The organism is Polaromonas jejuensis NBRC 106434 (assembly GCF_001598235.1).
GTDB classification, from domain to species: Bacteria; Pseudomonadota; Gammaproteobacteria; order Burkholderiales; family Burkholderiaceae_C; genus Polaromonas; species Polaromonas jejuensis.
Genome location: NZ_BCYO01000008.1, coordinates 60,119 through 86,736 on the forward strand (window position 1 = coordinate 60,119; position 26,618 = coordinate 86,736).

Here is a 26,618-nt window from a genome sequence, read left to right on the forward strand (position 1 = left end):
CCAGCCGGAACTCAAACCCTGATTCCTTTACTTTTGGAGCCACCATGAAAAAGCTGTTGTCCCTGATCGCGGTCACTTTTGCCTTCTCCATGGGCCTGTCTGCCGCGGCCCATGCCGCGGATGCCCCGGCCAAAACCGCCCAGCAAACCAAAATGAGCACCTGCAACAAGGATGCCGCCGACAAAAAAGGCGAGGAGCGCAAGGCCTTCATGAAAGAGTGCCTGAGCGCCAAACAAGAAGTGGCCGCCAAAGACACGAGCCAGCAGGGCAAGATGAAGACCTGCAACAAGGATGCCGCCGGCAAAAAAGGCGACGAGCGCAAGGCCTTCATGAAAGAGTGCCTGAGCAAGTAAGCTCCGGCTTCCTCCCCCTGCAAACCCCGCCAGCCCAGAGCTGCCGGGGTTTTCTTTTGGGCGCATGGCCATCATGGTCCCACCCATGGCAGAATCGGGACTCATTCAAGAGAGCGTTTGCGCCACCGCGCCAACCGCCGAAGGCGCAATCTCCCATGATCGCTCAGGCCCACGTATTGAATGAACCATGCCGAATCTGGAGAGAGCTGCAGCGCAACGCTGCCGCCACCGAAGGAGCAAAACCCGATGCACGGCGCACCGGGTTGAATCTCTCAGGTACCAAGGACAGTGGGAGCGGCACCAGCACTGGTGCACGCTGCCGCCATGAAATTCACTATCGATTTCATAGCTGCTTGCGCACACCCGTTCTGGCCTGCGACCTCTTTTTCCTTGGAGATTTGGCTATGAAAGTTACCGTATTGGGCGCCGGCGTGACCGGCATCACTTCCGCCTGGTTTTTACGCCAGGCCGGTCACGAGGTCACCGTGATCGACCGCCAGCCTGGTGCAGGGCTGGAAACCAGCTTCGCCAACGGCGGCCAGATTTCGGTCAGCCACGCCGAGCCCTGGGCCAACCCCGGCGCGCCGCTGAAGGTGCTGAAATGGCTGATGCGCGAAGACGCACCGCTGCTGTTTCGCCTGCGTCCCGACCTGAACCAGTGGCTCTGGGGCCTGGACTTCCTGCGCCAGTGCACGCCGGGCCGAACCCGCCACAACATCAAGCAGATGGTGAACCTGGGCCTGTACAGCCGGGCGACGCTGCAAAAACTGCGCGCCGACACCGGCATGGACTACCAGCAAAAAACCGAAGGCATCCTGCATTTCTACACCAGCGAGAAGGAGTTTGCCGATGCCCAGGGTCCCGCCGCCGTGATGCGCGAGTATGGCTGCGAGCTGGAGATGAAAACGCCCGATGAATGCGTGGCCATCGAACCCGCGCTGGCGGCCAGCCGGTCGAAAATCGTCGGTGGCAGCATGACGCCCAGCGACGAATCGGGCGACGCCCACGCCTTCACGCGCCAGTTGGCAGCCCTGTGCGCCGCCCAGGGCGTGGAGTTTTTATACAACACCCGCATCGTGGGCGCGCGCAAGGAAGGCGATCAGCTGCGCAGCATACAGATCGCCAGCACCGAGGGCGTGGTCAGCGACATCAGCGCTGACGCTTATGTCATGTGCCTGGGCTCGTACAGCCCGCAGTGGGCCAGGCTGCTGGGCCAGAGCCTGCGCATCTACCCCGCCAAGGGCTATTCCGTCACCCTGCCGGTCACCAACGAGGCCGCGTCGTACAGCGTCTCGCTGACGGACGACGAATACAAGCTGGTGTTCTCGCGCCTGGGCAATCGCCTGCGCATTGCCGGCACGGCCGAGCTTGATGGCTACAACACGGACTTGAACCTGGTGCGTTGCGAAGCCATTGTGCGGCGCGTGCGCGAGCTCTTCCCCGACATGAGCGACGGCCGCAACGCCCGGTACTGGACCGGCCTGCGCCCGGCCACGCCCTCCAACGTGCCCTACATAGGCCGGTCAAAAACCAGCAACCTGTTTCTCAACACGGGCCATGGCACCCTGGGCTGGACCCACTCCTGCGGCTCCGGCGCGGCGATTGCCGACATCGTGAGCGGGCTGACGCCCCAGGTGGACTTTGCCTTCACGGGCCTGTCCGGGCGGCACAAGCCTATTTCACTGGGCAAGCCCGCAACGTTTCAAGCCTGAAGCAGACAGCCGCGGGCCGCCGCCTTCACGGCCCGCGTGAGCCGCTGGGCCGATACCGGCTCACTCACCCAGTGTTGCCAGTACAGCATCACATCCACCGGGTGATCGGGCCAGATTTCCCGCAGGGCCTGCTGGCGCGGGCGCGCGGCCAGCAGCACGTCGGGCACCATGCCCCAACCCATGCCCAGCTCCAGCGCCAGCTCGAAAGCGTCCACGGCGGGCACCACATGGTGCGGATAGAGGGCGTTCTGCAGATTGAAATGCCGCGCCAAAAAGGCATCCTGCAAGGCGTCCTTGCGGTTGAAAATGACCGCCGGGCTGCTCAACAGGCGGCGCGACAGGGCCGTGCCGCCAGCCGCAGCGGCGGCGCCCCACTGCGCAATCAGCGCCGGTGCCGCCATGCAGCGGTAGCGCATCAGGCCCAGCGGCTCGGCCACGCAGCCGCGCATGGCCTGCGCCAGCGTGGTGACGCAGCCGGCGACAGCGCCGCTCTTGAGCGCATCGTGGGTGTGGTCCTGGTCATCCACCACGATGTCGAGCAGCAGACGGTGCTGGTGCGCGGCCGCGGCCACGCCCGGCAGAAACCAGCTGGTGAGCGAGTCCGCATTCACCGCCACGCTCAGGCTCTGCATGCAGGCGGCCTTGCCGCCGCCGGGCAGGCCCGCCACCAGGTCCGCCTCCATCAACCTGACCTGTTTGACATGCCCCAGCAAGGCCTGGCCCGCGGGCGTCGCGCGCAGGGGCTTGCCGCGCACCAGCAGGCGTTGCCCCAAGTCGGCCTCCAGCGACTTGATGCGCAGGGACACCGCCGCGAGCGTCAGACTCAAAGCCTTGGCGGCCGCCCCAAAACTGCCGTGTTCAATGACGGCGGCCAGCGCATCCAGTTGACGGGCATCCAGCACGGCAATAACTTTAATATTTATTGATAAAACTTAATTTTAGTTAATTTTGTTTAATTAATTCCCGCTTTTGGCGACACTCATGCGCAGGGACTTCAGGGCGCAGCAGCCCGGTCCATCTTGGGCAACCTGCCTTTTCCTCACGCCACTCCTTGTCCGCCTCATGAATCTGTTCACTGCTCCGGCCTTCTTCGCCGGCCTGGTTTTGAGCCTGTCGCTCATCATGGCCATTGGTCCGCAAAACGCCCATGTGATGCGCATGGGCCTGCGCGGCCAGCATTTGTGGCTCACGATCGCCATCTGCGTGGCCACCGACATCGTCCTGATCGCCACCGGCGTGGCCGGCCTGGCACAACTGGGCGGGCTGTCCGACAAGCTGCTGGGTGCCCTGACAGGCGCGGGCGCGCTGGTGCTGCTCACTTACGGCGCACTGGCCATGCAGCGCTTTCTCAGGCCTTCGGGCCAGACCCTCCGCACGGACGCACCGGCGGGCAAGGCGGCCGGCGTGTCGCGCCGCCAGGCCATCGCGCTGGCGCTGGCCCTGTCCTGGCTCAACCCCCATGCCTGGCTGGACACCGCCGTGCTGATCGGCACGGCCTCGCTGGCCTATGGCCAGCCGGACAATGCCGTGTTTGGCATGGGCGCGGCCACCGGTTCCCTGCTGTGGTTCACGGCGCTGGGCGTTGCCATGTGGTGCCTGGGGCGGCACCTGAACTCCCCACGTTTCTGGCGCGCACTGGATGCGCTGGTCGCCCTGATGATGTGGGGCACGGCGCTGTGGCTGGTGAAGGGCCTGTTCTGATTTGTTGAGCGCGGCGCTCACGCCGGCGCGGCCGCGGAACGCCAGAACTCGGACTGGCTGTAATGGTGCTTCAGGAAATCAATCCATAGCCGCACCCGCAGCGGCAAATGCTTGCGCTGCGGAAACACCGCGTAAATGCCATTCGGCGGGGCCGCAAAGTCTTCCAGCACCGCCACCAGGCGGCCGGCGGCAATTTCCGACTCGACCTCCCAGGTGCTGCGCCAGGCAATGCCGCAGTCGGCCAGACACCAGTCGTGCAGCACCTGCCCGTCGGAGCAATCCAGCGGACCGCCGGGCTTCAGATGGATCAGTTCGCCGTCCACCTGAAACGCCCAGCCGCGCGTCTGCGAGGCATCGCTGGACAGCGCAAGGCAGTCAAATTTGGCCAGCTCGCTGGGATGCTGCGGCGTGCCGTGCATTTTCAGGTAGCGCGGCGTGGCCACGCACAGGCGCCGGTTGTCGGCCATGCGCACACTGACCAGCGAAGAGTCGGGCAAATCGCCCACCCGCACGGCGCAGTCGAAGCCCTCACCGGCCAGATCGACCACGCGGTCGCTCAGGTTCAGCGAAATCGTCACGTCCGCATGCTGCTCGCGGAATTTCGTCACCAGCGGCGCGACATGGCGGCGGCCAAACCCGGCCGGTGCGGTGATGCGCAAATGGCCGCTGGCCTTGACCCCGCCCGCCGACACGCTGGCCTCGGCATTGGCCAGGTCGGCAAGCACGCGCTGGCAGTCCTCCAGAAACGCGCTGCCCTCATGCGTGAGGGCGATGCGCCTTGTGGTGCGCACCAGCAGCTTCACGCCCAGCCGCTCCTCCAGCGCATCGAGCCTGCGGCCCATGATGGCGGGCGCCACACCCTCGGCCTTGGCCGCCGCCGTCAGGCTGCCGCGGGCCACCACCGACACAAAGGATTCCAGCTGCTTGAGTTTGTCCATACCTGATTATGGCGATGAATGTTTGGAATCAACCCGCTTTTACCCTTGATTCCAGTAAATCAGCCGCAGCTGCCACGACTTCGCCAGCAAGACTCGGGATTTTTCGATACACTATAGTTTCGAAACTAAATCGTTCCGTATATCTCATGACTTCCACCCCCCTCACGCCCCCGGTCGGTCGCCCGCGCGATGCCGCGCTCGACACCAGCATCCTGCGCGCCGCCATGGAGTTGCTGGGCCAGAGCGGCATCGCGGCGGTCACCATGGAAGCGGTGGCGCAGCGCGCCGGCGCCGGCAAGGCCTCGCTGTACCGGCGCTGGAAGTCCAAGGACGAACTGCTGGCCGAAGCGCTGACGCTGTACTCGCCTATCGACGTCGAGGTGGACACCGGCTCGCTGCGCGACGACCTCGTGAAGCTCTATGAGCACTACTACGGCATAGGCAACCATGTGATGCAGGCCGCCGTGCAGGAAATGCTGGGCAATGTGCGCCAGCACCTGGCCTGGACCGAAAAAGTGGCCCCGGAGCGGCTCACCGCCCGGCGCGCCAAGGTGCTGGCCTTGCTAGAACGGGCGATCGCGCGCGGCGAAATCGCCGCCCCGGCAGAAATGGATGTGCTGCTGGACATCGTGCCAGCCATGATCCTCTATCGCTACAACACCCGTGCCGAGAAAGTCAGCCGCGCTTCCATTGAGCGCCTGGTTGACGGCATGGTGATGCCCATGGTGCGCACCATTCCCCCGAAGGCGTCGCGATGAGCAATCAGCATGTTGCGGCAGCGCCGGCCTCCACGTCTGCAGCGCCACCGGCACCGGCGCCCGCAGACCCCTGGAATATGTGGCAGGGCCTGAGCTTCATGGCGGTTTCCCTGCTGCTGGGCATCACGCAGGGTCTGGGGGTCAACCTCGTGAACTCCAACCTGACGGGTATTCAGGGCTCCCTGGGGGCCACGGCCGCCGAGGCCAGCTGGCTCACCACCGCCTACTTCGCCACCAACATCACCGCATCGCTGCTGCTGACCAAGGTGCGCTACCAGTATGGGCTGCGCCTGTTTGCCGATGTCGTGATCGTCCTCTTCCTGCTGCTGGCCCTGGCGCACCTGTTCACACAGCACCTGGGGTCGGCGATCGCGGTGCGCGCGGCGCTGGGCCTGGCGGCGGCACCCATCAGCAGCCTGGCCGTGCTCTACATGGTGCAGGCCTTCCCGCCCGCCAGGGCCATGACCGGCGCCGTGCTGGGCTTTGCGATGACGCAGATCGGCGCCCCCCTGTCGCGCATCATTTCCGAAGAACTGCTGCAAAACGGCCAGTGGCAGGGCATTCACCTGGTCGACGCGGCGCTGGCGATTCTCTGCGTGGCGGCCATCAATGTGGTGCGACCCAAACACGTGCCCACGCAAAAGATGTTCGCGCGCGGCGACGGCATAGTCTTCACCCTTTATGCGCTCGCCCTGGGCCTGTTGTGCGTGGTGCTGACGCAGGGCCGCCTGCGCTGGTGGAGCGACACGCCCTGGCTTGGCGTCTGCCTGGCCGGCGCGGTGCTGTGCTTCGGGCTTTACCTCGTGATCGAGCTGCGGCGCGAAAAGCCGCTGCTGGACCTGCACTGGCTCGCCAGCCCCTTCATGCTGCGCTTCATGGCCGCCATCCTGCTGTTTCGCATCGTGCTGTCCGAACAGAGCGTGGGCGCGGTCGGCCTCATGAACACCCTGGGCTTCACCAATGACCAGATGCACCTGTTGTTTGTCTTTGTCACCGTGGGCACGATGGCGGGCTTTGGGCTCGCGCTGCTGGCCCTGCCCTCGCGCCGCTTCGGCCTCCTGGGCGATGCCGCGCTGGTGCTGATCATGCTGGCAGCCTGGATGGATGGGCAATCGACCGTGCTCACCCGTCCGCACGACCTCTACCTGTCGCAGACGCTGCTCGCGGCGGCCAGTTCGATGTTCCTGGCCTCGGCGATGCTGCAGGGCTTTGGCCATGTGATCGCCGGCGGGATGAAGAACCTCATCAGCTTCATCGCCGTGTTCAGCGGCGGCCAGGCGCTGGCGGGCCTGGTCGGCCAGGCCTGGCTGTCCACCTTGCTGGCGGAGCGGCAGCGGCTGCACTACGGCCAGCTGGTCGAGCACCTGCAGCAGAGCGATCCGCAGGTCGTGCAGCGCCTGGCCCAGCTGGGCGGCGCCTACGCCGCCACCCTGAACGATGCGGCGGCGCGCGGCAACCAGGCGCTCACGCTGCTCAGCCAGCAGGTCACGCAGCAGTCGTATGTGATGGCCTACAACGACCTGTTCCACACGGTGGCACTGACCTCCACGCTGGGCTTCCTCGTTTTTGCGGGCATCAAGACGCACCGCTGGCACCGCGCGCGACGCAACACACCCGCCGCCGAACTTCCTGCCACCTCTTCCTGATCGACTTCCACCATGACCTTTCTCGCCAAAACCCTTCGCGCCCGCGGCACCTGGATCGTGCTGGCGGCCACCCTGGCCTGCCTTGCGCTGGTGCTCTACGCCTGGCGCCTGCCGCCCTTCCACACCGGCACCGAGTCCACCGAGAACGCCTATGTGCGCGGCATGGTCACCATCGTCGCGCCCAAGGTGGACGGCTACGTGGCCGAGGTGCTGGTACAGGACTACATGGCGGTGAAAGCCGGCCAGGTGATCGTGCGGCTCGACGACCGCATCTACCGCCAGAAGCTCGATCAGGCGCGCAGCAGCCTGTCGGCCCAGCAGGCCAACCTGGCCAACACCGTGCAGGCCCGGCGTGCCCGCGAAGCCACCCTGGGCAGCACGCAGGCCCAGATCGCCGGGGCCGACGCCCAACTGGCCAATGCCCAGGCCCAGCTGCAGCGCGCCCAGGCCGACATGCGCCGCGCCACGCCGCTCGCGCAGGACGGCTCGCTGTCGCAGCGCGAGCGCGACCAGACCGAAGCCGCCCTGCACCAGGCGGAGGCGGCGCTGAAGCAGGCCGAAGCCGCCGCCAAACAGGCCCAGGCCGGCAAGGCCGTGGCCACGCAGGATTTGCAGACGGTGGTGGTCAACCGCGAGGCGGTCGAAGCCGGCGTCGAATCCGCCCGCGCCGCCGTGAAGCTCGCCGAGATTGACCTGGAAAACACCCAGATCCGCGCGCCCCGCGACGGCCATGTCGGCGAGGTGGGCGTCAAGCTGGGCCAGTATGTCACCCCCGGCACGCAGCTCATGGCGGTGGTGCCGGATCAGGTCTGGGTGGTAGCGAATTTCAAGGAAGCCCAGACCGCCCGCATGGCGCCCGGCCAGGCGGCGCGCTTTCACGTCGACGCCCTGGCCGACGCCGCGCTCACGGGCCATGTCGAGCGCCTGTCGCCGGCCACGGGATCGGAGTTCAGCGTGATCAAGCAGGACAACGCCACCGGCAACTTCACCAAAATCCCGCAGCGCCTGTCGGTACGCATTGCCGTCGATGCTGGCCAGGCGCTGGCGCAGCGGCTGCGACCGGGCATGTCGGTGGTGGTGGAAGTCGACACCCGCCCGGGCAGCGGAGCCCAGGCACCCACCGCGGGAAATCCATCATGAGGCGGCACACGATGTGCTGCGGCGCGCTGAGTCTGGCCGCCGCCCTGCTGCTGCCGGCCTGCGGCAGCATGCCGAACACGCCCACGCCGGCCATGGCCGTGCCAAGCGCCTGGCAGGCCACGCCCACCGTGGCGCCGGGCGCGGTGCTCCAGACCGGCTGGTGGCGCGCCTTTGGCGACCCGGTGCTCGATGCCCTCGTGGACCAGGCACTGGCCCACAACAGCGACCTGCGCGCCGCCGCCGCCCGCGTCGCCGAGGCACGCGCCCTTGGCGACGCCCAGCAGGCCGCGAGCGGCCCCAGCCTGGACTTTGGCGCTGGCGTTCAGCGCAGCCGCAGCATCAGCGCCGCGACCGGCAAGCCCTACGACGCCAGCGTGGTCCAGCCGCAATTCCAGGCGTCCTATGAAGTCGACCTGTGGGGCAAGCTCGGCGAGCTGAACCGCGCCGCCTATGCCCAGCTGCAGGCCAGCAAGGCCGCACAGGACAGCGCCGCGCTGAGCGTGGCGGCGGGCACCGCCTCGGGCTACATCAACCTGCGCGCGCTCGATGCCCGGCTGGAGGTGGCGCACGAGACGCTCGCCTCCCGTGCATCAGCGCAGCAGCTGGCCCGCTCGCGCCAGCAGCGCGGCTACACCTCGGCGCTGGAAACCCAGCAAAGCGAAGCCGAATACCGCGCCACCGCGCAGGCCATTCCGCAACTCGAACTCGCGATCCGCCGCCAGGAGCATGGGCTCAGCGTGCTGACCGGCGCGGCGCCCGGCCCCATCCCGCGCGGGCTGACGCTGGAGGCCCTGCAATTGCCGGCCCTGCCAGGCACGGGCCTGCCGTCGGAGCTGCTGCGGCGCCGGCCCGACCTCGCCGGCGCCGAGGCCCAGCTCGCCGCCAGCGACGCCCAGCTGGCGGCCGCGCGCGCGCAATTGCTGCCCTCGCTGCGCCTGTCGGCGAGCCTGGGCAGCATCAGTTCGAGCGCGCTCACGGGCAATCCATTCACCCTGTGGAGCCTGGGCGGCAGCGTGCTGGCGCCCCTCTTCGACGGCGGCCGGCTGCGCGCGCAGGTACGGGCCTCGGATGCGCGGCGCGATCAGGCGCTTGCCGGCTACGAAAAAGCCGTGCTGACGGCCTTCGCCGAAGTCGAAGACCAACTCGCGGCGGTGCAGGAGCTGGCGCGCCAGGGCATTGAAGTCAGCGCCCAGCGCCAGGCCCTGCAGGAAGCGGTGCGCGTGGCCAGCAACCGCTACCGCGAGGGCTATGCCTCCTACCTCGACGAGCTGGACGCGCAGCGCAACCTGTTCAGCGCGGAGCAAAGCGCACTGCAATTGCGTGCCGACCAGCTCACGGCCCACATCGGCCTGTACCGGGCCCTCGGCGGCGGCTGGCAGCCTGAATCATTGACCGAAACAGCCCCCAGCCCGCACTGAACATGCGCCACCAGCTATCGTTTTAGCAGCAAAATACAGCCGCCCGGGCGGCGCTCAATCCGCTGCGATGGGCACGGATTGGCATGGCTGATCGGCCTGATTTCCGTTTTGCGCCATATTCTTTGGCATGATGCGGGCATGAACCCCCGCCCCCACACGACGCCCACCATCTCCTGCGTCATACCCGCCTTTAACGAAGCGAGCAACCTGGGCGCGGTAGTGCCGCAGACGCTCGCCGCGCTGCAACAGCTGTCACCCCAGGCCGAGTTGATCGTGGTGGACGATGGCAGCACGGACGACACCGCCCGCGTGATGCAGGGCCTGTGCGCAGCCCATGCGCAAGTGGTGCATATGAGGCTGTCGCGCAACTTTGGCAAGGAATCGGCGCTCACCGCGGGGCTGGATATGGCGCGCGGCGAGGTGGTCATACAGATGGATGCAGACGGCCAGCACCCCACGTCGCTGTTGCCCGAGATGCTCTCGAAATGGAAGCAAGGCGCGGATGTGGTGTATGCGGTGCGCAAGGCCAGGGAGGACCAGTCGGCCTTGCAGGCGGGCCTGATCGGGCTGTTTTACAAGCTCATCAACTGGGGCAGCCACATCGAGATTCCGGCCAACGCGGGGGACTTCAGGCTGATGGACCGCCAGGTGGTGAACGCCCTCAAGGCCATACCCGAGCGCAACCGATTCATGAAGGGTCTGTACGCCTGGGTAGGCTTTCACAGCACAGCGATTGACTACGAGCCCTTGCCGCGCGCCGACGGCCTCAGCAAGTTTGGCATGGGCGGATCGTTCTCGCTGGCACTCACAGGCATGGTGGCCTTTTCAACGGCGCCGCTTCGGCTGCTGACTCTGGGGGGGCTGCTGCTCGCGGCAGCGGCGCTGGGCTATGGCGGCTGGGTCGTTGTGGAGTATTTCTTCTGGGGCATCAAAGTGCCCGGCTACGCCACGCTGGTGGTGGGCATGATGTTTTTAAGCGGCATCCAGCTGCTGGGCCTGGGCATCCTGGCCGAGTACGTGGGCCGTATTTACGACGAGGTGAAGCGGCGGCCCAGCTACATCGTGGCGCAATGCAGCGGCCAGGGCTTGCCCGACGGGCAGGGCGGATGCGACCTGGGCCCTCGCCACCCATGACGGACCCGCTCAGGCGCGGATTCTGGTTCCTGGCCGTGGGCGCCGGCGCCGCCCTGACACACATGGCCGTATTTGCGTTGACGCAGCACCGCCTGTGGCCCGAGCTGGCCAATGCCTTCGGCTTTGTGGTGGCGTTTTTTGTGAGCTTTGGCGGGCACCGGCTGCTCACTTTTCGCGATGCCGGCACCACCGTGACGCAAAGCTTTCAGCGCTTTCTGGTGACCGCACTGGCGGGCTTTGCGAGCAATGAGGGGCTGTTTGTGCTGCTGCTGCGCGTGGCCGGTTGGCCCGCGCTGATGGCCTTGTTTGTCGCGCTGGTGCTGGCTGCGGGACAGACCTTTTTACTCAGCCGGTTTTGGGCCTTCAGGCGCTGATCCATTGGCGGCCTGCGGCCGGTACAGCGACCAGGCGCGGCCCTTGAACACCCGAACAAAACCGTCCAGCGGGGTGTCACGGCCAGCCACCACCCACACCCCGGCTTGCTTGCCGGCCTGCGCCAGCACTTCGGGCGCCTGCAGCACGCGCGCGGCCTGGGCATCAAAACCAGCCCCGTCCAGCAGTTCATGCTGCCAGTCATCGCCGTCCAGCTTGCGCAGCGCCGGCCAATCCTGAATCACCAGCATGGGCGTGCTCGCCTGACGGTAAAACGGCAGGTCGTAGGCATAGTCGCCCAGCAGGTAGACCGTGTCCGAGGCTTGGGCCCCGGCCGCCTGGAGTGCCTGCGCAACATCCTGCGCGCCGTATTTGCGCGTGTAGTCTGCCGCCGCCATGTTGGCCGCCACCGCAATGCCCAGGCTGGCCAGACACAGCGCGGCAAACCACCGGCCCCGCGCCCGCGCGGCGAGCCTGAGTCTGGCCATGGCGTCATCCCAGCCCATTGCCGCCAGCAGCGCAAGCGGCGGCATGACCGGCAAGGCGTAGCCTATGATTTTCGAGCTCGGGATGGAAAAGAAACCAATGATCGCCAGCACCCAGATCCAGCACAGCGCCCGCCAGGCACTTGCTATTAAATTGGTAGCTGCCTGCGACCGTTTCAATTGGGCAACGGCCTGATTGATCGCAAAAAACACCCACGGGAACAACAAAACGACCAGACACGGCCCGTAAAACCACCAGGGCTGCCCGTTGTTGAACGAGGTGGCGCTGAAGCGGCGCACCTGCTGCGTGCCGAACATGTAATCCAGCATGCCGGGAAACTGGCGCTCCGCGAACCAGAACCAGGGCAGCGCGATCACGGCAAACAGGGCCAGGCCCGAGCCCCAGGGCAGGTACAGCACCTTTTTGAGCTGCCGCGTCCAGAGCAGCCAGACCAGCAGCACCAGGCCCGGCAGCGCCACGCCAATCAAGCCCTTGGACAGCACGCCCAGCGCGCAGGCCACGAAGCCCCAGCGGGCCAGATTCGCCTGCGGCCTGTCCGCGTGCATGAAGGCCAGCGCAAAGCACCAGATGGCCACGCCTATCCACGCCGCAACCAGCATGTCGTGGTTCACATACTGCCCGCCCAGCAGAAACGACAGGCTGCTGCCCAGCATCCACACGGCCCGGCGCGCTATGCTTTCAGAAGCAAACCGGCGCGCACTCGCGTACATCGCCAGCAGCATCAAGCCCGCATGCAGCGCGGGTACCAGGCGCAGCGCCCAGGCGTTCACGCCCAAGGTGGCCAGCGAGACCGCCTCCAGCCAGTACAGATAGGGCGGCTTGTGAAAGAAGGGAATCCCGTTCAGGCGCGGCGTGAGCCAGTCGCCGCTGTACAGCATCCAGCGGCCCATCTCCCCGTAGCGGCCCTCGTCGGGCACGGCCAGTGGTCGCAGCGTCGCGAGCACCAAAAGAAGTAGAAAAATTGCGGCCAGCGTGAGCCAGGATTTACGTTGTTCAGTCACGCATTCAAGTGTAGCTGCGCCCCACGCGACAAGATCACGCCGGCACTTGCGAGCGCCTGGGGAAAAGCGTCGCCGGCCAGATACGCGTACTCCCAGGCACGGGCCGCACCGATCTCGTCACCCGCCTCGGCCCACGCCGCGGGGTGGCACATGAGGATGGCGCCCTCGGGCGCCTCGTGCAGCCAGTGCGCCATCAACTGCGCGTAGCGTTGCGCCCCGCCGCTAAAGTCATAAATGCCCGACAAGGCCGGTGCGCTGGCAATGCCCGCCGTCTTCGCCAGCCCTGCCAGCGCGGCCGCGCCCAGGCCGGCAATCACTTTTGTCTTGAAGCTGCTATCCGGCTTTGCGCCCATGGAAAGGCGAAAGTACGCTCTGTTATTCATAGCATAGCGTTCCCGCACGGCGGCCACCAGGGCCTGCCGGATACCGGCAAACTGCTGCACATGCTGGTGCCCGTCGATATGGTCGGGCGGCCCCTTCCACACGGCCTCGAACGCGTCGAGCTGCCGCTCAATCACCGCCCGCGCCGCCGCCTGGTCAAAGCCGCCCATGACGGCCTTGAGCATGGCGCCCCGCAAGGACAGCCCATGCCCGGCCGCGTGCGCAAACGCGCTCGTCCAGTCCAGATGCAACCCGACGTCGATGTGCCCGCGCACTTCCTGCAGCAACGCGGCATCCTCCGCCCAGCGCGGCGACAAGACCATGGCACTGGTGGCGCTGATGCGGCCCAGACCAGCGAGCCGGGCGATGCCCTGCGATATGCCTTCGCTGGCGGCGAAGTCGTCCGCGCAAACCGTCAGGTATTTCATCGCCCTTGCCAGAATCCGGGCTTGATGGCGGGCGCCACACCTTCGGCCTTGGCCGCCGCCGTCAGGCTACCGCGCGCGACCACGGCCACAAAAGACTCCAGCTGCTTGAGTTTGTCCATCTCGAATTATGTGTACAACTGTTCTGAATCCGTCATTTTTTGGCATCGATTCCGACAATTTAAACTTTCAAGCGGGCCCGTGATGCCTTGGCCTGAGGGGCTTCATCGGCGCCGCTGTAGCTGGGCTGCGTGTCGAGCGCCGCAGGCCAGATTTCACGTCACCGTACTCACGCTTCAGTGCCTGGCACCGTGACTCGCAAGGAAATGTGTTTTCCACTGGCCGACGAAATCGCTTCGTTGAGCCCTCGATAATTTACGAAAGCAGGAGACAACCGTGGACCGCTGGACTGAAATGAAGTTGTTCGTACAGGTGGCTGAAACCGGCTCTCTGAGCCGGGCCGCCGAGGCATTGGAGGTTTCCAATGCAGCCGCCAGCCGACACCTGTCGGCGCTGGAGGAGCGCCTGGGCGCGCGGCTGGTGGAACGCAACACGCGCCGTCTGTACCTCACGGAAACCGGCCAGCAGTTCCTTCTGCGCAGCAAGGCCATCCTGGCCGACCTGCAGGATGCCGAAGCGGCGGTGAACGCCGCCGCCATCAACCCCACGGGCCAGTTGCGCATCACGGCCTCGCTGTCGTTTGCCATGCACCACATCGCGCCGCTGCTGCGCGAGTACACGCAGCGCTACCCGAACGTCTCAGTGCATGTGGAAGCCGCCAACCGCTACCTGGACATCATCGACAACAACATCGACGTGGCCATCCGCACGCGCGAGGTCGAGCCCGACTCCAACATCACCATCCGACGGCTGGGCGAGACGCGCCGCATCCTGGCCGCGTCGCCGCGCTATATCGCGCAGCACGGCAAGCCCGGGACGCTGGAAGACCTGTGCCGGCACAAGTTGCTGATCTACACCTACGCCAACAACCCCAACGAGCTGCGCTTCACGCGCGACGGGCAGACCAGCGTCGTCAACGTGCGGGGCCTGCTGGAATCGAACGACGGCCAGATCCTGCGCGCCGCCGCGCTCGACGGCATGGGCATCTTGATCCAGCCCACCTACATCCTGTACGACGACATCGTGGCCGGACGGCTGGTGCCGGTGCTCGACGCCTGGGACCTGCCGCGCCTGACCATCAACCTCGCCTACCCCAGCCGCAAGCATCTCTCGGCCAAGGTGCGCAGCTTCATCGACTTCATGGCGGAGTACTTCGCCAGGATGGACTACGAACGCAAGTGGACCGCGCGGCTTGATGTTGGCTGAGAAGCCTTCGTTCCATCATCCCGGCGGGCCAACGTTGCGCCACACGGAAAACTGATTTCCGCCACCACGCTTGTCCGATCATCCAGGCCTCGCCATACTTGCTCTCACGAACAGCAAGACGCACCAAGGCCCATGCACCACTTCATCTACACCAGCCAGCCAGTCCGGGTCGTCTTCGGCCCAGGCAGCCTGCAACACCTGGCGCGCGAGATCGAGGCGCTGGGTGCCACCAAAGCCCTGATTCTCTGCACCCCCGAACAACGCGCCTCAGCCGAGAGAGTGGCCGACCTGCTGGGCGGCCGCGCCGCCGGCATCTTCGACCGCGCCGTCATGCATGTGCCGATCGAAACCGCCCGCGAAGCCCGGGCAGTGGCCCAAGGACTTGGCGCCGACTGCGCCGTGGCGATCGGCGGCGGCTCCACCACCGGCCTGGGCAAGGCCATCGCGCTGGACTCCGGCTTGCCGATTCTGGCCATTCCCACCACCTACGCCGGCTCGGAAATGACCCCGATTTACGGCATCACCGAGGGGGGGCTGAAGAAAACCGGCAAAGACCCGCGGGTGTTGCCGCGCACCGTGATCTACGACCCCGAGCTGAGCCTGAGCCTGCCCGTGGCACTGAGCATGACCAGCGGCATCAATGCCATCGCCCATGCCGCCGAAGGACTTTATGCCGCCGACAGCAACCCCATCATGGATTTAATGGCCCAAGAGGGCATCGCCGCCATGGGACGGGCGCTACCAGCTATCAAATCAGTAGCAAGCAACCTGGAGGCGCGCGCCGATGCCCTGTACGGCGCCTGGCTCTGCGGCACGGTGCTGGGCAATGTGGGCATGTCACTGCACCACAAGCTGTGCCACACACTGGGCGGCAGCTTCAACCTGCCGCATGCCGAGACCCACACTATCGTGCTGCCGCATGCACTGGCCTACAACGCCGAAGCCGCGCCGTTGGCCATGCAGAAGATCGCGCGCGCATTGCTGAAGGACTCAGCCCCGCAAGCGGTGTTTGACCTGGCCCGCGACAACGGCGCGCCGGTGGCCCTGAAAGACATCGGCATGCAAGAGGCCGATCTGGACCAAGCCTGTGACCTCGCCCTGCAGAACCAGTACCCCAACCCCCGGCCACTGGAGCGCCCTGCCCTTCGGCAATTGCTGCAAAACGCCTTTGAGGGCGTGCGCCCCACCTGAAAACCCTTAAGCCACAACGCCAGAACACCATGAGAAACCTCAACCAGGACAACATCACCCAAGCCGTGCTGGCACGGCTCGCCAACACGCCGGACAGCCGGCTGCATGAAATCATGACCGCCCTCGTCCAGCATTTGCACGCCTTTGCACGCGAGGTCAAACTGACCGAAGCCGAGTGGTTCGCGGGCATTCAGTACCTGACCGCCACGGGTCAAAAGTGCAGCGACACACGGCAAGAATTCATTTTGCTCAGCGATGTGCTGGGGCTGTCCATGCTGACGGTCGCCATGAACAACGACAAGCCCCAGGGCTGCACCGAGGCCACCGTGTTCGGTCCGTTCTATGTGGAGGGTGCACCGCACTACGAACATGGCGAAGACGTGGCCAACGGCGCCAGCGGCGAACCCTGCCTGGTTCGCGGCACCGTGCGCGGCCTGGACGGCAAACCCGTTGCCAACGCCACCATCGAGGTCTGGCAGGCCGATAACGAGGGCCATTACGACGTGCAAAAGCCCGGGCTGACGCAGCCCCAGGCGCGCGGCGTGCTGACCTCGGGCGCCGACGGCGGTTTTCACTTCAAAACCATCGTGGCCGAGGCCTACCCCATCCCCACCGACGGCCCGGTGGGCGACATGCTCAACGCCACGAAACGCCACCCGTGGCGGCCCGCGCACCTGCACTTCATGATCAAGGCCGAAGGCTACGAGACGCTGATCACCCATGTCTTTCGCGACGGTGACCAGTATCTCGACTCGGATGCCGTGTTCGGCGTGCGCCAGTCGCTGGTGGCGGACTGGGCGAAGCAGCCGGATGGCAGCTACCTGCTGAACTACGACTTTGTACTCAACCCCGTAGCAAGATGATCAAGCACATCGTCATGTGGACCGTGCGCGGCGACTCGGCCGCCCAGAAATCCACCGCCATCGCCCAGGTGCGGCGCAGCTTCGAGAGCCTGCGCGGCCGCATTCCCGGCCTGCTTTGTCTGGAAATCGGCGCGGACCACAGCCGCATCGACTATGCCTGCGACGTGGTGCTCTACAGCGAGTTTGCCAGCCAGGCCGACCTCGACGCCTATGCCGATCACCCCGAACACCTGCGCGTCAAGGCCGAGGTAGCCGGCCTGCGCACCACGCGTCACCAGGTGGACTACGCCGCATGAACGCCATGAAGTCCCCTGAACTTTCCCTGCATCACCTCACCATGCTGGCCGCCCATCCGCTGGCCTTGATCGACGCCACGGCCGCCGGCGGCTTCGAGTACTGCGGCATCCGCATCGTGCCGCCCATGGCCACGGACGCCGTGGTCGATGTGGTCGGCAACCCCGCGCTGGTGCGCGAGATCGATCAGCGCCTGCGCGCCACCGGCGTGCGCCTGCTCGACATCGAGGCGATCTGGCTGCAGCCCACGACCGATGTGCCCCAGCTGGTGCCGGCGCTGGAAGTCGGCAAGCGGCTGGGCGCACGCCATGTGCTGGCCGTGGGATTCGACACCGATCTCGCCCGCCTGGCGCGCACGGCCCGCCTGCTACCGGGCGAACATTTGTAGCGGGTAATACCCATAAATTTTCGATTCAAAGAGGAGACAGTCATGGGCAAGTTTATTGGCGATGAAACCAAACTCGGGGTGGCCTGTCTGGGTATTACCCACCCCCATACATCAGGCCGTGTCAGAGCACTTCAGCGATTGCCGAATGCGCAAATGCTGGGTGCCTACGACGACAGTCCGTTGCTCAAGCCTTTTACTGAGGCGATGGGCATCGAAGCACGTAGCAAGCAAGATATCTTGGATGATCCAAATGTCCACGCTGTGTACGTGCACTCCAAGAGCAACAAGATGGCGGACCTGTCCATCGAGGCACTGGAGGCCGGCAAGGCGGTGTTGTGCGAGAAGCCTGCGGGCCGCAACTCCGCGGATGCACGGCGCATTGTCGAAGCAGTGAACCGCACCAACGGAATACTGCAAGTGGGTTACTGCTGGCGCTTCTCTCCCTCGGTGGATGCGATGCAGCAGGTGCTGAAAAGCGGTCGCCTGGGCAAGGTGCTGCAGGTGCGCGCGCACGGTGGCTGTTCGCATGACGAGGCAGATACCAATCACATGAAGCAGCCAGAAGACATTGGCGGTGCGATGTTTGTCATCTCTTGCCATCTGTTTGATCGCGTGATTCATCACTTTGGCATGCCCAAGTCTGTCAACGCCCGCATCACGAAGTTCCCTGGCGCCATGGGCCCGACCTCGCGAGAAGATGCGGCTGGTGCAGTGCTCAACTATGAAGACAAGATCGTGGTGGTCGATTTCTTCTCCTGGGACCCACTCCCGTGGCTGGAAACCTGGGACATCAGCGCCTACGGCACCGAAGGGGTGATGCAAAGCTGTCCTTCGCCCTCCAGCTACCGCATATACGACAAAGGTAACCAGGGCTTCCCTCAAGGCTGGACCGAATGGAGCGAAACCAGCTTCCCGATCAACTGGGCTTCCAAGAAAACAATTTATTCGCCTGAACTGGCGGAAATCGGCAACCCGGTGTTCTTTGACCGGGAACTGGCCGCATTCAACAACTCGGTGCGCCATGGTGCACCGGTCGTGATTCCCGCGACACAGGCGCTCAACATCAGCACGCTGATCGAAGCGCTGTTCGCATCTTCCAAAAACTCTGGTGCAGAGGTATTACTGTGAACAAAACCACCCCCGAATTACTCGCCGCATATTGGACGCTGGCAGGTGATGTCTATCCCGGCGCCCCTACTGAAGTCAGTCCGTTCACGCTACAGGAACGCGCAGCTGCCGCTTCCAAGGCGGGCTATACCGGTATGGGCATTGTCCACGCTGATTTGATGGCCAATGTCGCAAAGATGGGCCTTTCTGGAATCAAGACGGTGCTTGCTGATAACGGTATCAAGCATGTCGAAGTCGAGTTTTTGTCCGATTGGTTTGTAGACCCAGCCGACCCTCGGCGCAAGGCCTCGGATCAGGTGCGTCGTGAATTATTCGAGGCTGCTGCCGCTTTGGGCGCCCGGAACTTCAAAATTTCGCCGGCTCTTTTTGATGAGACGCCACCCGATATTCCTTTGCTGAAAGACGAGTTTGCACGCCTCTGCGAAGAGGGGCGCCATGTCGGAACGGACATCGTCATGGAAATGATGCCATTCACCAACGTGAAGACGATCGACACCGCGATGGCCATCATTGCCGGCGCCGATCAGTCCAACGGCGGGCTCTTGCTGGACATCTGGCACTTGGAGCGCGGAGGCATGAATTGCAGCGAGATCGCCAAGATTCCAGCCCGGTTCTTGAAAGCCATTGAGCTCGATGACGCCAACAAGGACGTGGTCGGAACTCTTTTCGAAGACACACGCTTTAGCCGGCGGCTTTGCGGCGAAGGTAGTTTTGATCTGCCTGGCTTCATCAAGGCGGTTCTCGCAGCAGGCTTTAACGCTCCCTACTACGGCGTGGAAATTATTTCTGAAACCTTTCGGAAGCAACCGCTTGAAGTGATGGCGCGCACTTCCTACGAAAGCACCATGCGGCAGTTCAAAAACCTGCCGGTCTGATTTTTACCTGGAGAACATCAAAATGATTCGAGTTGCTGTACTCGGTGCGGGGCGCATCGGACAAATCCACGCGGCCAACGTTGCCGCCAATCCACGCGCGCAACTTGTCGCGGTGGTTGATCCAGTCGAGAGTTCAGCCGATGCCTTGGCGGCAAAGCTGAACTGCGAGGCATCAATCGATGCAGCGGCGACTATCGCTCGTTCCGACGTCGATGCCGTGGTTATCGGAACACCATCCGACACGCATGCCCACCTCATGCTTCTGGCGGCCCGCGCCGGTAAGGCCGTGCTCTGCGAAAAGCCGGTGGACAACGACCTCGGCAAGGCCGATGCCGCGGTTGCGGAACTCAAGCAACTGAGCGCCAAGGTCATGATGGCGTTCAACCGTCGCTTCGACCCCAGCAACATTGAACTGCGCAGAGCCATCGATGCCGGTGAAATTGGTGATGTCCGCCAAGTCATCATTACCAGCCGCGATCCAGGGCTGCCGCCCCGTGACTACGTAGCGCACTCTGGCGGGATTTTCCGCGACATGGCCATCCATGATTTCGACATGGCACGCTTCCTTCTCGGCGAGGAGCCGACCGAGGTGTACGCGAAGGCCAGCCGCGTGGTCAACAAAGCGCTGATGGAAGAGTTCAACGACTACGACACGCTGATGGTGGTCATGCAGACCGCGTCTGGCAAGCAATGCCACATCAATTGCTGCCGCGAGGCGGTCTACGGTTACGACCAACGTTTCGAAATTCTCGGATCCACCGGGATGCTGATGAATGACAACCTGCGGCCCAGCACCGTGCGTCGCTACAACGCGAATGAGACAGAGGCCTTGCAACCACTGTTGAATTTCTTTCTGCAACGCTACACGGACGCCTATCGCAATGAGTTGGATGCATTCTTGAAAGCACTGCAAGAAGGAACACCGATGCCGACAAGTCCATGGGATGGTCGCCAGGCGCTGCGGCTGGCAGAAGCTGCCATTGAATCTGTGGTCACTGGGCGTGCGGTAAAGGTTTAACTCAATGAATCACCTCCAGAGGACGTGTCTGGAGTAATTTTCAAAAAGAGTGGCTTAGCCGTCCCAAGCCACTTTCATAAATCAATGGAGACAAACATGAAAGCAAAATTCTACGGTCTGGCAATCGCAGCAATCCTGGCTTGCGCAGGTGGCTATGCAAAGGCCGAAGATAAAGTGTTCTTCCTTCTTCCGAACTCGACGACGATTCGCTTTGAAAGCCGAGACGCGCCTTTCTTTGTGGAGGCAATGAAGAAGAAATCGCCAAACGCCAAGGTTGTGGTTCAGAACGCGCAAGGCGATCCGTCTCGTCAACAACGACTTGTTGAAGATGCGATTTCTCAGGGTGCGAAAGTCATTCTGCTGGCTTCCGCGGACTCCAACCTCGCTGCCGGTAGCCTCGCGGCCGCTGCGAGTGCCAAAGTGCCCGTTGTTTTGTACGACCATGATGCAGTGGGCGGAAAGGCGGATGCACACGTCGTGTTCGACTCACTCTCGGTGGGTCAAGCACAAGGCAAGCGTGCAGCTGAACTGATCAGCAAGTTGAAAAAAACGCCCGTCAAGGTCGCACGAATCAAAGGAAACCAAGGCGAGTACGGCACCGGTCAATATGAAGCGGGCCAAAATCAGTACCTCAAACCACTGATTGACTCTGGCAAAGTGAAAGTGGTCTGTGAGCAATACACCGAAAACTGGGATCCTGTGAAAGCACAGTCTTTCGCGGAAGATTGCTTGACACGGAACAAGGGTGATGTGGATGTCTTCCTGGGCATGAATGACGGCACCACTGGAGGCTCTGTTGCGGCACTGATCAGCCAAGGCTATAAGCCTGGTCAGAAGATTGTTACGGGTGGTCAAGACGCTACGGTGGAAGCACTGCGTTATGTCGCGCAGGGCTGGCAGGACAACTCCGTTTTGAAGGACCTCAAGGTAGAAGCGACCTACGCTGCGGACGTCGTGTCTTCGATCTTGGCCGGCAAGGGTGTTCCTGCCAATCTGGTCAACGGGAAAGTCAATAATAAATTCATGGATGTTCCCGCGGTCTTTTTGCCGGTTTCGAACATCACGCAGGAAAATATTTCTGACGTTGTGAAGGCTGGTGTTTGGACCTGGAAGCAAATCTGCCAAGGCATTGAAAGTACGCCTATTTGCCAGAAGAACAATAAATAAGTGTTAAACGGGGCAGCATTGAGGCTGCCCCACATTAAAGAGAGACAGAGGTCATCATGTTTGACTCCAATCGCCCTGGTGGATCTTCGCAAAAGCGTGGTGTTCCGCTAATTTCGATGCGGAATATTCACAAATCGTTCGGTTCGGTTCATGCGCTACGCGGCGCGTCCATCGACGTTCATGCGGGTGAGATTGTTGCTCTTGTGGGTGACAATGGCGCCGGCAAGTCAACGTTGGTCAAGGTTATGTCTGGTGTGCACGGATATGACACCGGCGACTACGAGTTTGAAGGCAAGCAAACCAAGATCAATAGCCCTTCTGATGCAAGCGCCTATGGCATTCAGACGGTGTACCAGGATCTTTCGTTATGCAACAACCTGGACGCAGTGCAAAACCTTTTCCTGGGCCGAGAGCTTACCGGCCCAGGCTGGTTTGGGCGCCGTATCAAGCGCGCAGAGTGTGAAGTGCGGGCCCGTGAAGTGATGACGCGCATGCGTTTGGGCAACCTCTCGCTCAGTCGCCCCGTGGGCGCCATGTCGGGTGGACAACGACAAAACATCGCGATTGCACGCTCCATCCTTTGGACGCCAAAGGTCGTGATTCTCGATGAACCGACCGCGGCCCTCAGTCACTCCGCCGCGGAACAGGTTTCCACACTTGTCCGTACGTTGGCCAATGAAGGACTGGGCATCGTGATTGTGAGCCACGACATCCACCATTTTGTTGTTAATGCGACTGACCGCATCGAAGTCATGCGCTTAGGTGCAAATGTGGCAAGTTTTAAATCAAGCGAAGTGACCGGCGAACAAGTTGTCAACGCCATGGTTGGAGGTAATGAAAATGTCAATCTCGCAGGCTGAAAGCCGTCAATTTCCAGGAGAAACAAAGATGGCCACTGCCACCTCCACTTCAACCAGTCCCGTGCCCGCGCAGAGGCGGACCTTCAGCGAACTGCTGACAACAGATTTGCGGGCATTGCCCGTGGTCATCGGCCTCATCGCCCTGTGGATATTTTTTGCCTTTCAAAGTGATGTTTTTCTGACTCCACAGAACTTGTCCAACATGCTGGTGCAGAGCACTGTGGTGGGCATCATGGCCTTGGGTCTGATGTTCGTTCTCCTGGTCAAGGAAATTGACCTATCGGTAGCGGCGATCAATGGTGTCACAGCTGTCTTGATGGCCAAACTGATGGTGGAGTTCGGCTTCTCGCCGTGGTTGGCGGTGCCTGCTTCGATTGTGATTGGCGCACTCATCGGCTCGTTCTCCGCACGTTGGATGACATTCGTCGGTGTTCCGTCATTTGTGGTCACGCTTGGTTTAGGGCTCGCACTGAATGGCGTGCAGCTACTGCTGCTTCCTCCAACGGCACGCTATGGCCTGATGGGGACCGGAATTGAGAAAATCGCCCAAACCAAAATAGAAGGTATCGGGTCCTGGGTTGTTTTGCTTGTTGGTTTGTTCGCATATGCGGTCTTGACCCTGTCAAACGCCATGCGGAGAAAGCGTGCAGGCCTGCCCGTTTCTGTATCGACAGGGTTGGTTTTACCGCTGGCCGGCGGTGCACTCTTCGGCGTCATATTGCTGCTCATCCTCAATTCACACCAGGGAATTCCGTTGATGGTTTTGATATTCGCAGTGATGCTGGGATTGGGCGGATACATCTTGAAGGAAACCCAGTTTGGTCTCTATTTGTATGCAGTCGGCAACAACGACGAAGCGGCTCGTAGAGCAGGTATCAATGTCGGAATCATCAAGATGGCGGCTTTTGCAATCGCTGGTTCAGTGTCGGCAATTGCCGGTGTATTGGCTGCTTCCAGAACATTGGGCGTTGGTGTCTTTTCTGGCGGTGGTGTTGGGGGCGGAACCCTTTTGCTCGAATCTATTGCGGCGGCGGTCATCGGTGGTGTCAGCCTGTTTGGAGGTCGTGGTTCAGTCCATGCGGCGCTTCTGGGGGCGCTCGTGATCGGTACCGTCCAAAATGGCCTGAACCTGATGGGTGTTGAAAACGAAATCCGCCTGATCGTGACGGGCCTTCTGCTGGTTTTGGCTGTCTCGATTGACAAACTGATTGAAAAGGCGACGGGGCAACAGGCTTTTTGAATCTCTGTGACGTGGCACGGTGTGAGACCTCCTCGGTCTCTCGCCCTCCAAGGAAGGGGCCACTTCTTGCAATAGTCCAGCCTGTTGGGACTATCAATGAGGCTACATACCGAGCATTTATCCGGTGACTGACCTGTCATCGCTGCCGTGGTAATAAAGACGCTCCAGCAGAAATTTTTCAACTGCTGATTTGTCAATGACCACCGTCCCGGTGGATGGCCTGATCGCCAAAAAGCATCGCCGATGCCACCGCTGAAAGCCGCAAGATCGAGCATGCGTTCACGCTCTAGCCACACAGACTGCAGAGCCGCACGCGGCCCACCCGGAACAGCCATGCCATGCTTTGGATGCAGGACACCAGCGAACCACGAGCCAATCCGATCTCAGGATGTACCCAACAATGAGTTATGACAATCTGCGCCATGTCGCGGCGGGTTCCAGGCCGCAGGAATGCCCACTGCCGCCCCAGGGCATGATCCTGCAGGCAGCCGCCCACCGGCCGGCTCCGCCGCGCATCACCGGCGTCGAGCCATTGCTGCAGCACATCAGCGCCGAGTTTGAGCATTTGAGCAAGCAGCACAAAGTGATCGCACGCTATGTGGAGCGCCACCGTGACGTCATCGGCATGGAGAAAATCCAGTGCGTAGCCGAGCGTTGTGGCGTCAAGCCCTCGGCAATCGTTCGATTTGCCAAGCACTTCGGCTTTCATGGCTACCTAGAGCTCAAGGCAGTGTTCCGGGGCGGCATCGAGTCGCCAAATGCGTTAAGCCGCGTCTACCAGGATCGAATTTACGATGCACTGGCGGAAACGTCGGCGCACCTGAGCAGCGCCGATGTCACGCATGAGTTCATTCGCGGCGCACTGGCAGGCATGAAGGAGTTGCAGCGGGACCTTCACGACACCGCGCTGGGCGAGGCCGTTGAACTCATGGCCAACACGCAGACACTGTGGGTGGCCGGCGCGCGCTTTGCCTTCCCGGTGGCGACTTACCTGGCCTATGCGTTACAGCACACGAACAAGTCCATCCAGTTGCTGACGCACATCGGTTCGATGCAGGAGGGGCAGCTCCGCGGCATACGAGCGAATGACGTGATGATTGCGGTGAGCTTCTCGCCTTATGCGGAAGAAACGCTGACGGCAGCCCAGATTGCCGTGTCGCACGGTGCCAAGCTGATAACCATTACCGACAGCCGCGTGAGCGCACTGGCGCGGGAGGCTGAAGTCGTATTGTTGGTCCAGGAAAACTGCACCTTCGGATTTCGCACCATGACCAATTCAATGGCCTTGGCCCAAGGCATCTTCGTTGCGCTGGCCTATCGGCTTGAAAAGAAAAATGTCTCCTTGAGCAGCACGGCCGCCAGTTCTGAAACTGCCACCTGACATCCGGGGAATGCCGCGAGATCAACCGGCCTGACAGGCAGCCCCGCCCGGGATCTTTGACGCTGCTCGGAATTCATGCCAACCGGATGCGGGAGAAAGCCTTGCGCAGGTTAATTGACTACGGCATCGCGGTTCATCTGCATTCCCGCCAATGCTGATGCCTCGTGTGAAGGCGACCCCCTCCGTGCGGCCTAGGCATCCATGCCCAGCAGACGGATTGGCAGATGGGCGACACCTCGGGTTCAAATATGCTGCGGTCCTGAGGCCATCAACAGGCGCGGGCCTCCGGACCCGCGCAGACGATCAGAACGAGTGAGTCACGCCCATCGCGTACAGGCTGGTGGTGAGGCGGGCTTGCACAGGAGAGGTGATTCTGGCAGTCCGGTAGCCGGCGTAGAGCGCGGTGCGCTTGGACAGCGCATACTGGGTCGCCACGCCAAAACCCTTGCGCTTGATGTCGCCAGCGGCGACATTGTCGGTTGAAGCGGCAAAACCACCGGAAATAGCCACATTGTTCGACACCGGTACGGTCGCCCCGAAGGTCCAGTCGTTGGTCGCCTTGTCAGCCTGGGATTGGCGCCCCACACCGACCAGCAGTTTAGCCACGCCAAAATCGTAGTTGGCATTCAAACGGGTGAATTTTTTCATGCCGACGCTGCCGTCAACGCGTTCGGTCTGATGGCCCAGCACGACGAACAGCGGTCCACTGGCGTATTTGACATTCACGGCGGCGACCGAGCCGGCAGCGACGGTGGCTGTTTTGTTTTCACCAAGGCTGTAGCTGAATGCGCCGCGAATGCCGCTCATATCAGGTGTGAAATAGATAACGGAATTTCGAGGATTGGAGGTATAGCCGCCGATTGCTCCGGCATAAAACACACCACTGCTGGGCGAAAGCGCGGAGTCCCACGCAGCGTTGGCAGAGCCGTTCATCTCGTCGAAGGCCGACCAGACTTTACCCAGCCTCACCTCGCCAAATCCACCCGACAGGCCAACGTATGCGTTGCGGCTGAACATCTGGGAAAGTTTGGTCTGGCCGTCCTGGCTGTCGTTCAAGGAAGCCCCGTTGTCAAGACTGAACCCCTGTTCCAGCAGAAAGTTGGCTTTCAAGCCCCCGCCCAGGTCTTCCGTTCCCTTGAAACCAAAACGGCTGGTATTTAAAGTGCCGCTGTCAATTTTTGCTTGCCGGACAGCACCATCATTCACGAGACCCAATGAGATGTCGGCGATACCGTACAAGGTCACGGAGGACTGCGCAGTTGCGGCGCCAGAAGCGGCCACCACGGCCAACGTGATCAAATATTTCTTCATCAAAACTCCAAAAAATAAAAAGGACTTGCATTTGTTGCAGCGCGAATTTATGTCTTGGAAGTAAGTCAACCAATCGGGTTTACCAACATG

At 62.6% G+C, this 26,618-nt stretch carries 26 protein-coding genes, 1 pseudogene and 1 riboswitch; of the genes and pseudogenes, 21 read left to right on the plus strand and 6 right to left on the minus strand.

Annotation, left to right across the window (positions count from 1 at the left end; all coding sequences use genetic code 11):
• Positions 1-44: 44 nt before the first annotated feature.
• Both PJE01S_RS11665 and PJE01S_RS11670 read left to right on the plus strand, forming a co-directional pair.
• Positions 45-353 carry a PsiF family protein gene (locus PJE01S_RS11665; protein WP_068833793.1) on the plus strand — a complete coding sequence of 103 codons (309 nt, stop codon included), beginning with the start codon at positions 45-47 and terminating at the stop codon, positions 351-353.
• Positions 354-449: 96 nt separating this feature from the next.
• Positions 450-542, plus strand: a riboswitch (glycine riboswitch).
• A gap of 215 nt (positions 543-757) precedes the next feature.
• Positions 758-2,065 carry a D-amino acid dehydrogenase gene (locus PJE01S_RS11670; RefSeq protein WP_068833794.1) on the plus strand — a complete coding sequence of 436 codons (1,308 nt, stop codon included), beginning with the start codon at positions 758-760 and terminating at the stop codon, positions 2,063-2,065.
• On the opposite strand, the gene argP is transcribed toward PJE01S_RS11670, so the two are convergent.
• Positions 2,056-2,967 (minus strand): HTH-type transcriptional regulator ArgP, encoded by a 912-nt coding sequence (gene argP, locus PJE01S_RS11675; RefSeq protein WP_068833795.1) that lies wholly within the window; start codon positions 2,965-2,967, stop codon positions 2,056-2,058. The two genes, PJE01S_RS11670 and argP, sit on opposite strands and share 10 nt — an antisense overlap.
• Before the next feature lie 160 nt (positions 2,968-3,127).
• Here argP and PJE01S_RS11680 point away from each other — a divergent pair, with 160 nt between their 5' ends.
• On the plus strand, positions 3,128-3,766 hold the full coding sequence (locus PJE01S_RS11680) for a LysE/ArgO family amino acid transporter (protein ID WP_068833796.1): 639 nt from the start codon (positions 3,128-3,130) through the stop codon (positions 3,764-3,766).
• A gap of 17 nt (positions 3,767-3,783) precedes the next feature.
• On the opposite strand, the gene PJE01S_RS11685 is transcribed toward PJE01S_RS11680, so the two are convergent.
• Positions 3,784-4,704, minus strand: coding sequence for a LysR family transcriptional regulator (locus tag PJE01S_RS11685; RefSeq protein WP_068833797.1), 921 nt, complete (start codon positions 4,702-4,704; stop codon positions 3,784-3,786).
• 146 nt (positions 4,705-4,850) lie between these two features.
• Between PJE01S_RS11685 and PJE01S_RS11690 the strand changes: the two genes are divergently transcribed.
• The 6 genes from PJE01S_RS11690 (at position 4,851) to PJE01S_RS11715 (ending at position 11,174) form a co-directional block, all read left to right on the plus strand.
• Positions 4,851-5,462 carry a TetR/AcrR family transcriptional regulator gene (locus PJE01S_RS11690; protein ID WP_068833798.1) on the plus strand — a complete coding sequence of 204 codons (612 nt, stop codon included), beginning with the start codon at positions 4,851-4,853 and terminating at the stop codon, positions 5,460-5,462.
• Positions 5,459-7,108, plus strand: coding sequence for an MFS transporter (locus PJE01S_RS11695; RefSeq protein WP_068833799.1), 1,650 nt, complete (start codon positions 5,459-5,461; stop codon positions 7,106-7,108). The genes PJE01S_RS11690 and PJE01S_RS11695 overlap by 4 nt, the downstream gene beginning before the upstream one ends.
• 12 nt (positions 7,109-7,120) lie before the next feature.
• Positions 7,121-8,248, plus strand: a complete 1,128-nt coding sequence (locus tag PJE01S_RS11700; RefSeq protein WP_068833800.1) for an HlyD family secretion protein — start codon at positions 7,121-7,123, stop codon at positions 8,246-8,248.
• On the plus strand, positions 8,245-9,666 hold the full coding sequence (locus PJE01S_RS11705) for an efflux transporter outer membrane subunit (RefSeq protein ID WP_245660739.1): 1,422 nt from the start codon (positions 8,245-8,247) through the stop codon (positions 9,664-9,666). Before PJE01S_RS11700 ends, PJE01S_RS11705 begins: the two co-directional genes overlap by 4 nt.
• A 138-nt stretch (positions 9,667-9,804) precedes the next feature.
• Entirely contained in the window at positions 9,805-10,800 is a 996-nt protein-coding gene (locus PJE01S_RS11710; protein WP_068833906.1) for a glycosyltransferase family 2 protein, read from the plus strand.
• Positions 10,797-11,174 carry a GtrA family protein gene (locus PJE01S_RS11715; RefSeq protein ID WP_068833802.1) on the plus strand — a complete coding sequence of 126 codons (378 nt, stop codon included), beginning with the start codon at positions 10,797-10,799 and terminating at the stop codon, positions 11,172-11,174. Before PJE01S_RS11710 ends, PJE01S_RS11715 begins: the two co-directional genes overlap by 4 nt.
• Here PJE01S_RS11715 and PJE01S_RS11720 read toward each other — a convergent pair.
• The 3 genes and pseudogenes from PJE01S_RS11720 to PJE01S_RS25155 all read right to left on the minus strand — a co-directional run.
• The gene (locus PJE01S_RS11720) at positions 11,142-12,680 is read right to left on the minus strand and encodes an ArnT family glycosyltransferase (RefSeq protein WP_068833803.1); all 1,539 of its coding nucleotides are present in this window, start codon (positions 12,678-12,680) and stop codon (positions 11,142-11,144) included. The genes PJE01S_RS11715 and PJE01S_RS11720 overlap by 33 nt on opposite strands.
• Entirely contained in the window at positions 12,677-13,489 is an 813-nt protein-coding gene (locus PJE01S_RS11725) for a ChbG/HpnK family deacetylase (RefSeq protein ID WP_068833804.1), read from the minus strand. Before PJE01S_RS11725 ends, PJE01S_RS11720 begins: the two co-directional genes overlap by 4 nt.
• A gap of 23 nt (positions 13,490-13,512) precedes the next feature.
• Positions 13,513-13,608: pseudogene (locus tag PJE01S_RS25155) on the minus strand (helix-turn-helix domain-containing protein); the annotation flags it as partial.
• A 274-nt stretch (positions 13,609-13,882) separates the two neighbouring features.
• On the opposite strand from PJE01S_RS25155, the gene PJE01S_RS11730 reads away from it, so the two are divergent.
• The 12 genes from PJE01S_RS11730 (at position 13,883) to PJE01S_RS11785 (ending at position 25,217) form a co-directional block, all read left to right on the plus strand.
• Complete coding sequence (locus tag PJE01S_RS11730; protein WP_084389488.1) at positions 13,883-14,812, plus strand: LysR family transcriptional regulator; 930 nt, start codon at positions 13,883-13,885, stop codon at positions 14,810-14,812.
• 132 nt (positions 14,813-14,944) lie between these two features.
• Positions 14,945-16,003 (plus strand): maleylacetate reductase, encoded by a 1,059-nt coding sequence (locus PJE01S_RS11735; protein ID WP_068833806.1) that lies wholly within the window; start codon positions 14,945-14,947, stop codon positions 16,001-16,003.
• 29 nt (positions 16,004-16,032) lie between these two features.
• A complete protein-coding gene (locus PJE01S_RS11740; RefSeq protein WP_068833807.1) occupies positions 16,033-16,866 on the plus strand; it encodes an intradiol ring-cleavage dioxygenase in 834 nt (277 codons plus the stop codon).
• Entirely contained in the window at positions 16,863-17,162 is a 300-nt protein-coding gene (locus PJE01S_RS11745) for a Dabb family protein (protein WP_068833808.1), read from the plus strand. Before PJE01S_RS11740 ends, PJE01S_RS11745 begins: the two co-directional genes overlap by 4 nt.
• Positions 17,159-17,548, plus strand: a complete 390-nt coding sequence (locus PJE01S_RS11750) for a hypothetical protein (RefSeq protein ID WP_157090302.1) — start codon at positions 17,159-17,161, stop codon at positions 17,546-17,548. The genes PJE01S_RS11745 and PJE01S_RS11750 overlap by 4 nt, the downstream gene beginning before the upstream one ends.
• Positions 17,549-17,590: 42 nt before the next feature.
• Entirely contained in the window at positions 17,591-18,676 is a 1,086-nt protein-coding gene (locus tag PJE01S_RS11755; RefSeq protein ID WP_068833810.1) for a Gfo/Idh/MocA family protein, read from the plus strand.
• Positions 18,673-19,551: a sugar phosphate isomerase/epimerase family protein gene (locus PJE01S_RS11760; RefSeq protein WP_068833811.1), complete on the plus strand. Its 879-nt coding sequence runs from the start codon at positions 18,673-18,675 to the stop codon at positions 19,549-19,551. Before PJE01S_RS11755 ends, PJE01S_RS11760 begins: the two co-directional genes overlap by 4 nt.
• A gap of 22 nt (positions 19,552-19,573) precedes the next feature.
• A complete protein-coding gene (iolG, locus tag PJE01S_RS11765; protein WP_068833812.1) occupies positions 19,574-20,569 on the plus strand; it encodes an inositol 2-dehydrogenase in 996 nt (331 codons plus the stop codon).
• A gap of 96 nt (positions 20,570-20,665) precedes the next feature.
• Complete coding sequence (locus PJE01S_RS11770; RefSeq protein ID WP_068833813.1) at positions 20,666-21,736, plus strand: ABC transporter substrate-binding protein; 1,071 nt, start codon at positions 20,666-20,668, stop codon at positions 21,734-21,736.
• A gap of 56 nt (positions 21,737-21,792) precedes the next feature.
• Complete coding sequence (locus PJE01S_RS11775; protein ID WP_068833814.1) at positions 21,793-22,596, plus strand: ATP-binding cassette domain-containing protein; 804 nt, start codon at positions 21,793-21,795, stop codon at positions 22,594-22,596.
• Positions 22,597-22,624: 28 nt separating this feature from the next.
• Positions 22,625-23,836, plus strand: coding sequence for a sugar ABC transporter permease (locus tag PJE01S_RS11780; protein WP_068833815.1), 1,212 nt, complete (start codon positions 22,625-22,627; stop codon positions 23,834-23,836).
• A gap of 472 nt (positions 23,837-24,308) precedes the next feature.
• Complete coding sequence (locus tag PJE01S_RS11785) at positions 24,309-25,217, plus strand: MurR/RpiR family transcriptional regulator (protein ID WP_068833907.1); 909 nt, start codon at positions 24,309-24,311, stop codon at positions 25,215-25,217.
• 303 nt (positions 25,218-25,520) lie between these two features.
• On the opposite strand, the gene PJE01S_RS11790 is transcribed toward PJE01S_RS11785, so the two are convergent.
• Complete coding sequence (locus PJE01S_RS11790; protein ID WP_068833816.1) at positions 25,521-26,528, minus strand: porin; 1,008 nt, start codon at positions 26,526-26,528, stop codon at positions 25,521-25,523.
• Between the last annotated feature and the right edge of the window lie 90 nt (positions 26,529-26,618).

Excerpts from the sequence above, each read along its gene's own strand:
- PJE01S_RS11665 (WP_068833793.1), top strand. The coding sequence starts at position 45 with ATGAAAAAGCTGTTGTCCCTGATCGCGGTCACTTTTGCCTTCTCCATG.
- PJE01S_RS11670 (WP_068833794.1), top strand. The coding sequence starts at position 758 with ATGAAAGTTACCGTATTGGGCGCCGGCGTGACCGGCATCACTTCCGCC.
- PJE01S_RS11680 (WP_068833796.1), top strand. The coding sequence starts at position 3,128 with ATGAATCTGTTCACTGCTCCGGCCTTCTTCGCCGGCCTGGTTTTGAGC.
- PJE01S_RS11685 (WP_068833797.1), bottom strand. The coding sequence starts at position 4,704 with ATGGACAAACTCAAGCAGCTGGAATCCTTTGTGTCGGTGGTGGCCCGC.
- PJE01S_RS11690 (WP_068833798.1), top strand. The coding sequence starts at position 4,851 with ATGACTTCCACCCCCCTCACGCCCCCGGTCGGTCGCCCGCGCGATGCC.
- PJE01S_RS11695 (WP_068833799.1), top strand. The coding sequence starts at position 5,459 with ATGAGCAATCAGCATGTTGCGGCAGCGCCGGCCTCCACGTCTGCAGCG.
- PJE01S_RS11700 (WP_068833800.1), top strand. The coding sequence starts at position 7,121 with ATGACCTTTCTCGCCAAAACCCTTCGCGCCCGCGGCACCTGGATCGTG.
- PJE01S_RS11705 (WP_245660739.1), top strand. The coding sequence starts at position 8,245 with ATGAGGCGGCACACGATGTGCTGCGGCGCGCTGAGTCTGGCCGCCGCC.
- PJE01S_RS11710 (WP_068833906.1), top strand. The coding sequence starts at position 9,805 with ATGAACCCCCGCCCCCACACGACGCCCACCATCTCCTGCGTCATACCC.
- PJE01S_RS11715 (WP_068833802.1), top strand. The coding sequence starts at position 10,797 with ATGACGGACCCGCTCAGGCGCGGATTCTGGTTCCTGGCCGTGGGCGCC.
- PJE01S_RS11725 (WP_068833804.1), bottom strand. The coding sequence starts at position 13,489 with ATGAAATACCTGACGGTTTGCGCGGACGACTTCGCCGCCAGCGAAGGC.
- PJE01S_RS11735 (WP_068833806.1), top strand. The coding sequence starts at position 14,945 with ATGCACCACTTCATCTACACCAGCCAGCCAGTCCGGGTCGTCTTCGGC.
- PJE01S_RS11740 (WP_068833807.1), top strand. The coding sequence starts at position 16,033 with ATGAGAAACCTCAACCAGGACAACATCACCCAAGCCGTGCTGGCACGG.
- PJE01S_RS11745 (WP_068833808.1), top strand. The coding sequence starts at position 16,863 with ATGATCAAGCACATCGTCATGTGGACCGTGCGCGGCGACTCGGCCGCC.
- PJE01S_RS11750 (WP_157090302.1), top strand. The coding sequence starts at position 17,159 with ATGAACGCCATGAAGTCCCCTGAACTTTCCCTGCATCACCTCACCATG.
- PJE01S_RS11755 (WP_068833810.1), top strand. The coding sequence starts at position 17,591 with ATGGGCAAGTTTATTGGCGATGAAACCAAACTCGGGGTGGCCTGTCTG.
- iolG (WP_068833812.1), top strand. The coding sequence starts at position 19,574 with ATGATTCGAGTTGCTGTACTCGGTGCGGGGCGCATCGGACAAATCCAC.
- PJE01S_RS11770 (WP_068833813.1), top strand. The coding sequence starts at position 20,666 with ATGAAAGCAAAATTCTACGGTCTGGCAATCGCAGCAATCCTGGCTTGC.
- PJE01S_RS11775 (WP_068833814.1), top strand. The coding sequence starts at position 21,793 with ATGTTTGACTCCAATCGCCCTGGTGGATCTTCGCAAAAGCGTGGTGTT.
- PJE01S_RS11780 (WP_068833815.1), top strand. The coding sequence starts at position 22,625 with ATGGCCACTGCCACCTCCACTTCAACCAGTCCCGTGCCCGCGCAGAGG.
- PJE01S_RS11785 (WP_068833907.1), top strand. The coding sequence starts at position 24,309 with ATGATCCTGCAGGCAGCCGCCCACCGGCCGGCTCCGCCGCGCATCACC.
- PJE01S_RS11790 (WP_068833816.1), bottom strand. The coding sequence starts at position 26,528 with ATGAAGAAATATTTGATCACGTTGGCCGTGGTGGCCGCTTCTGGCGCC.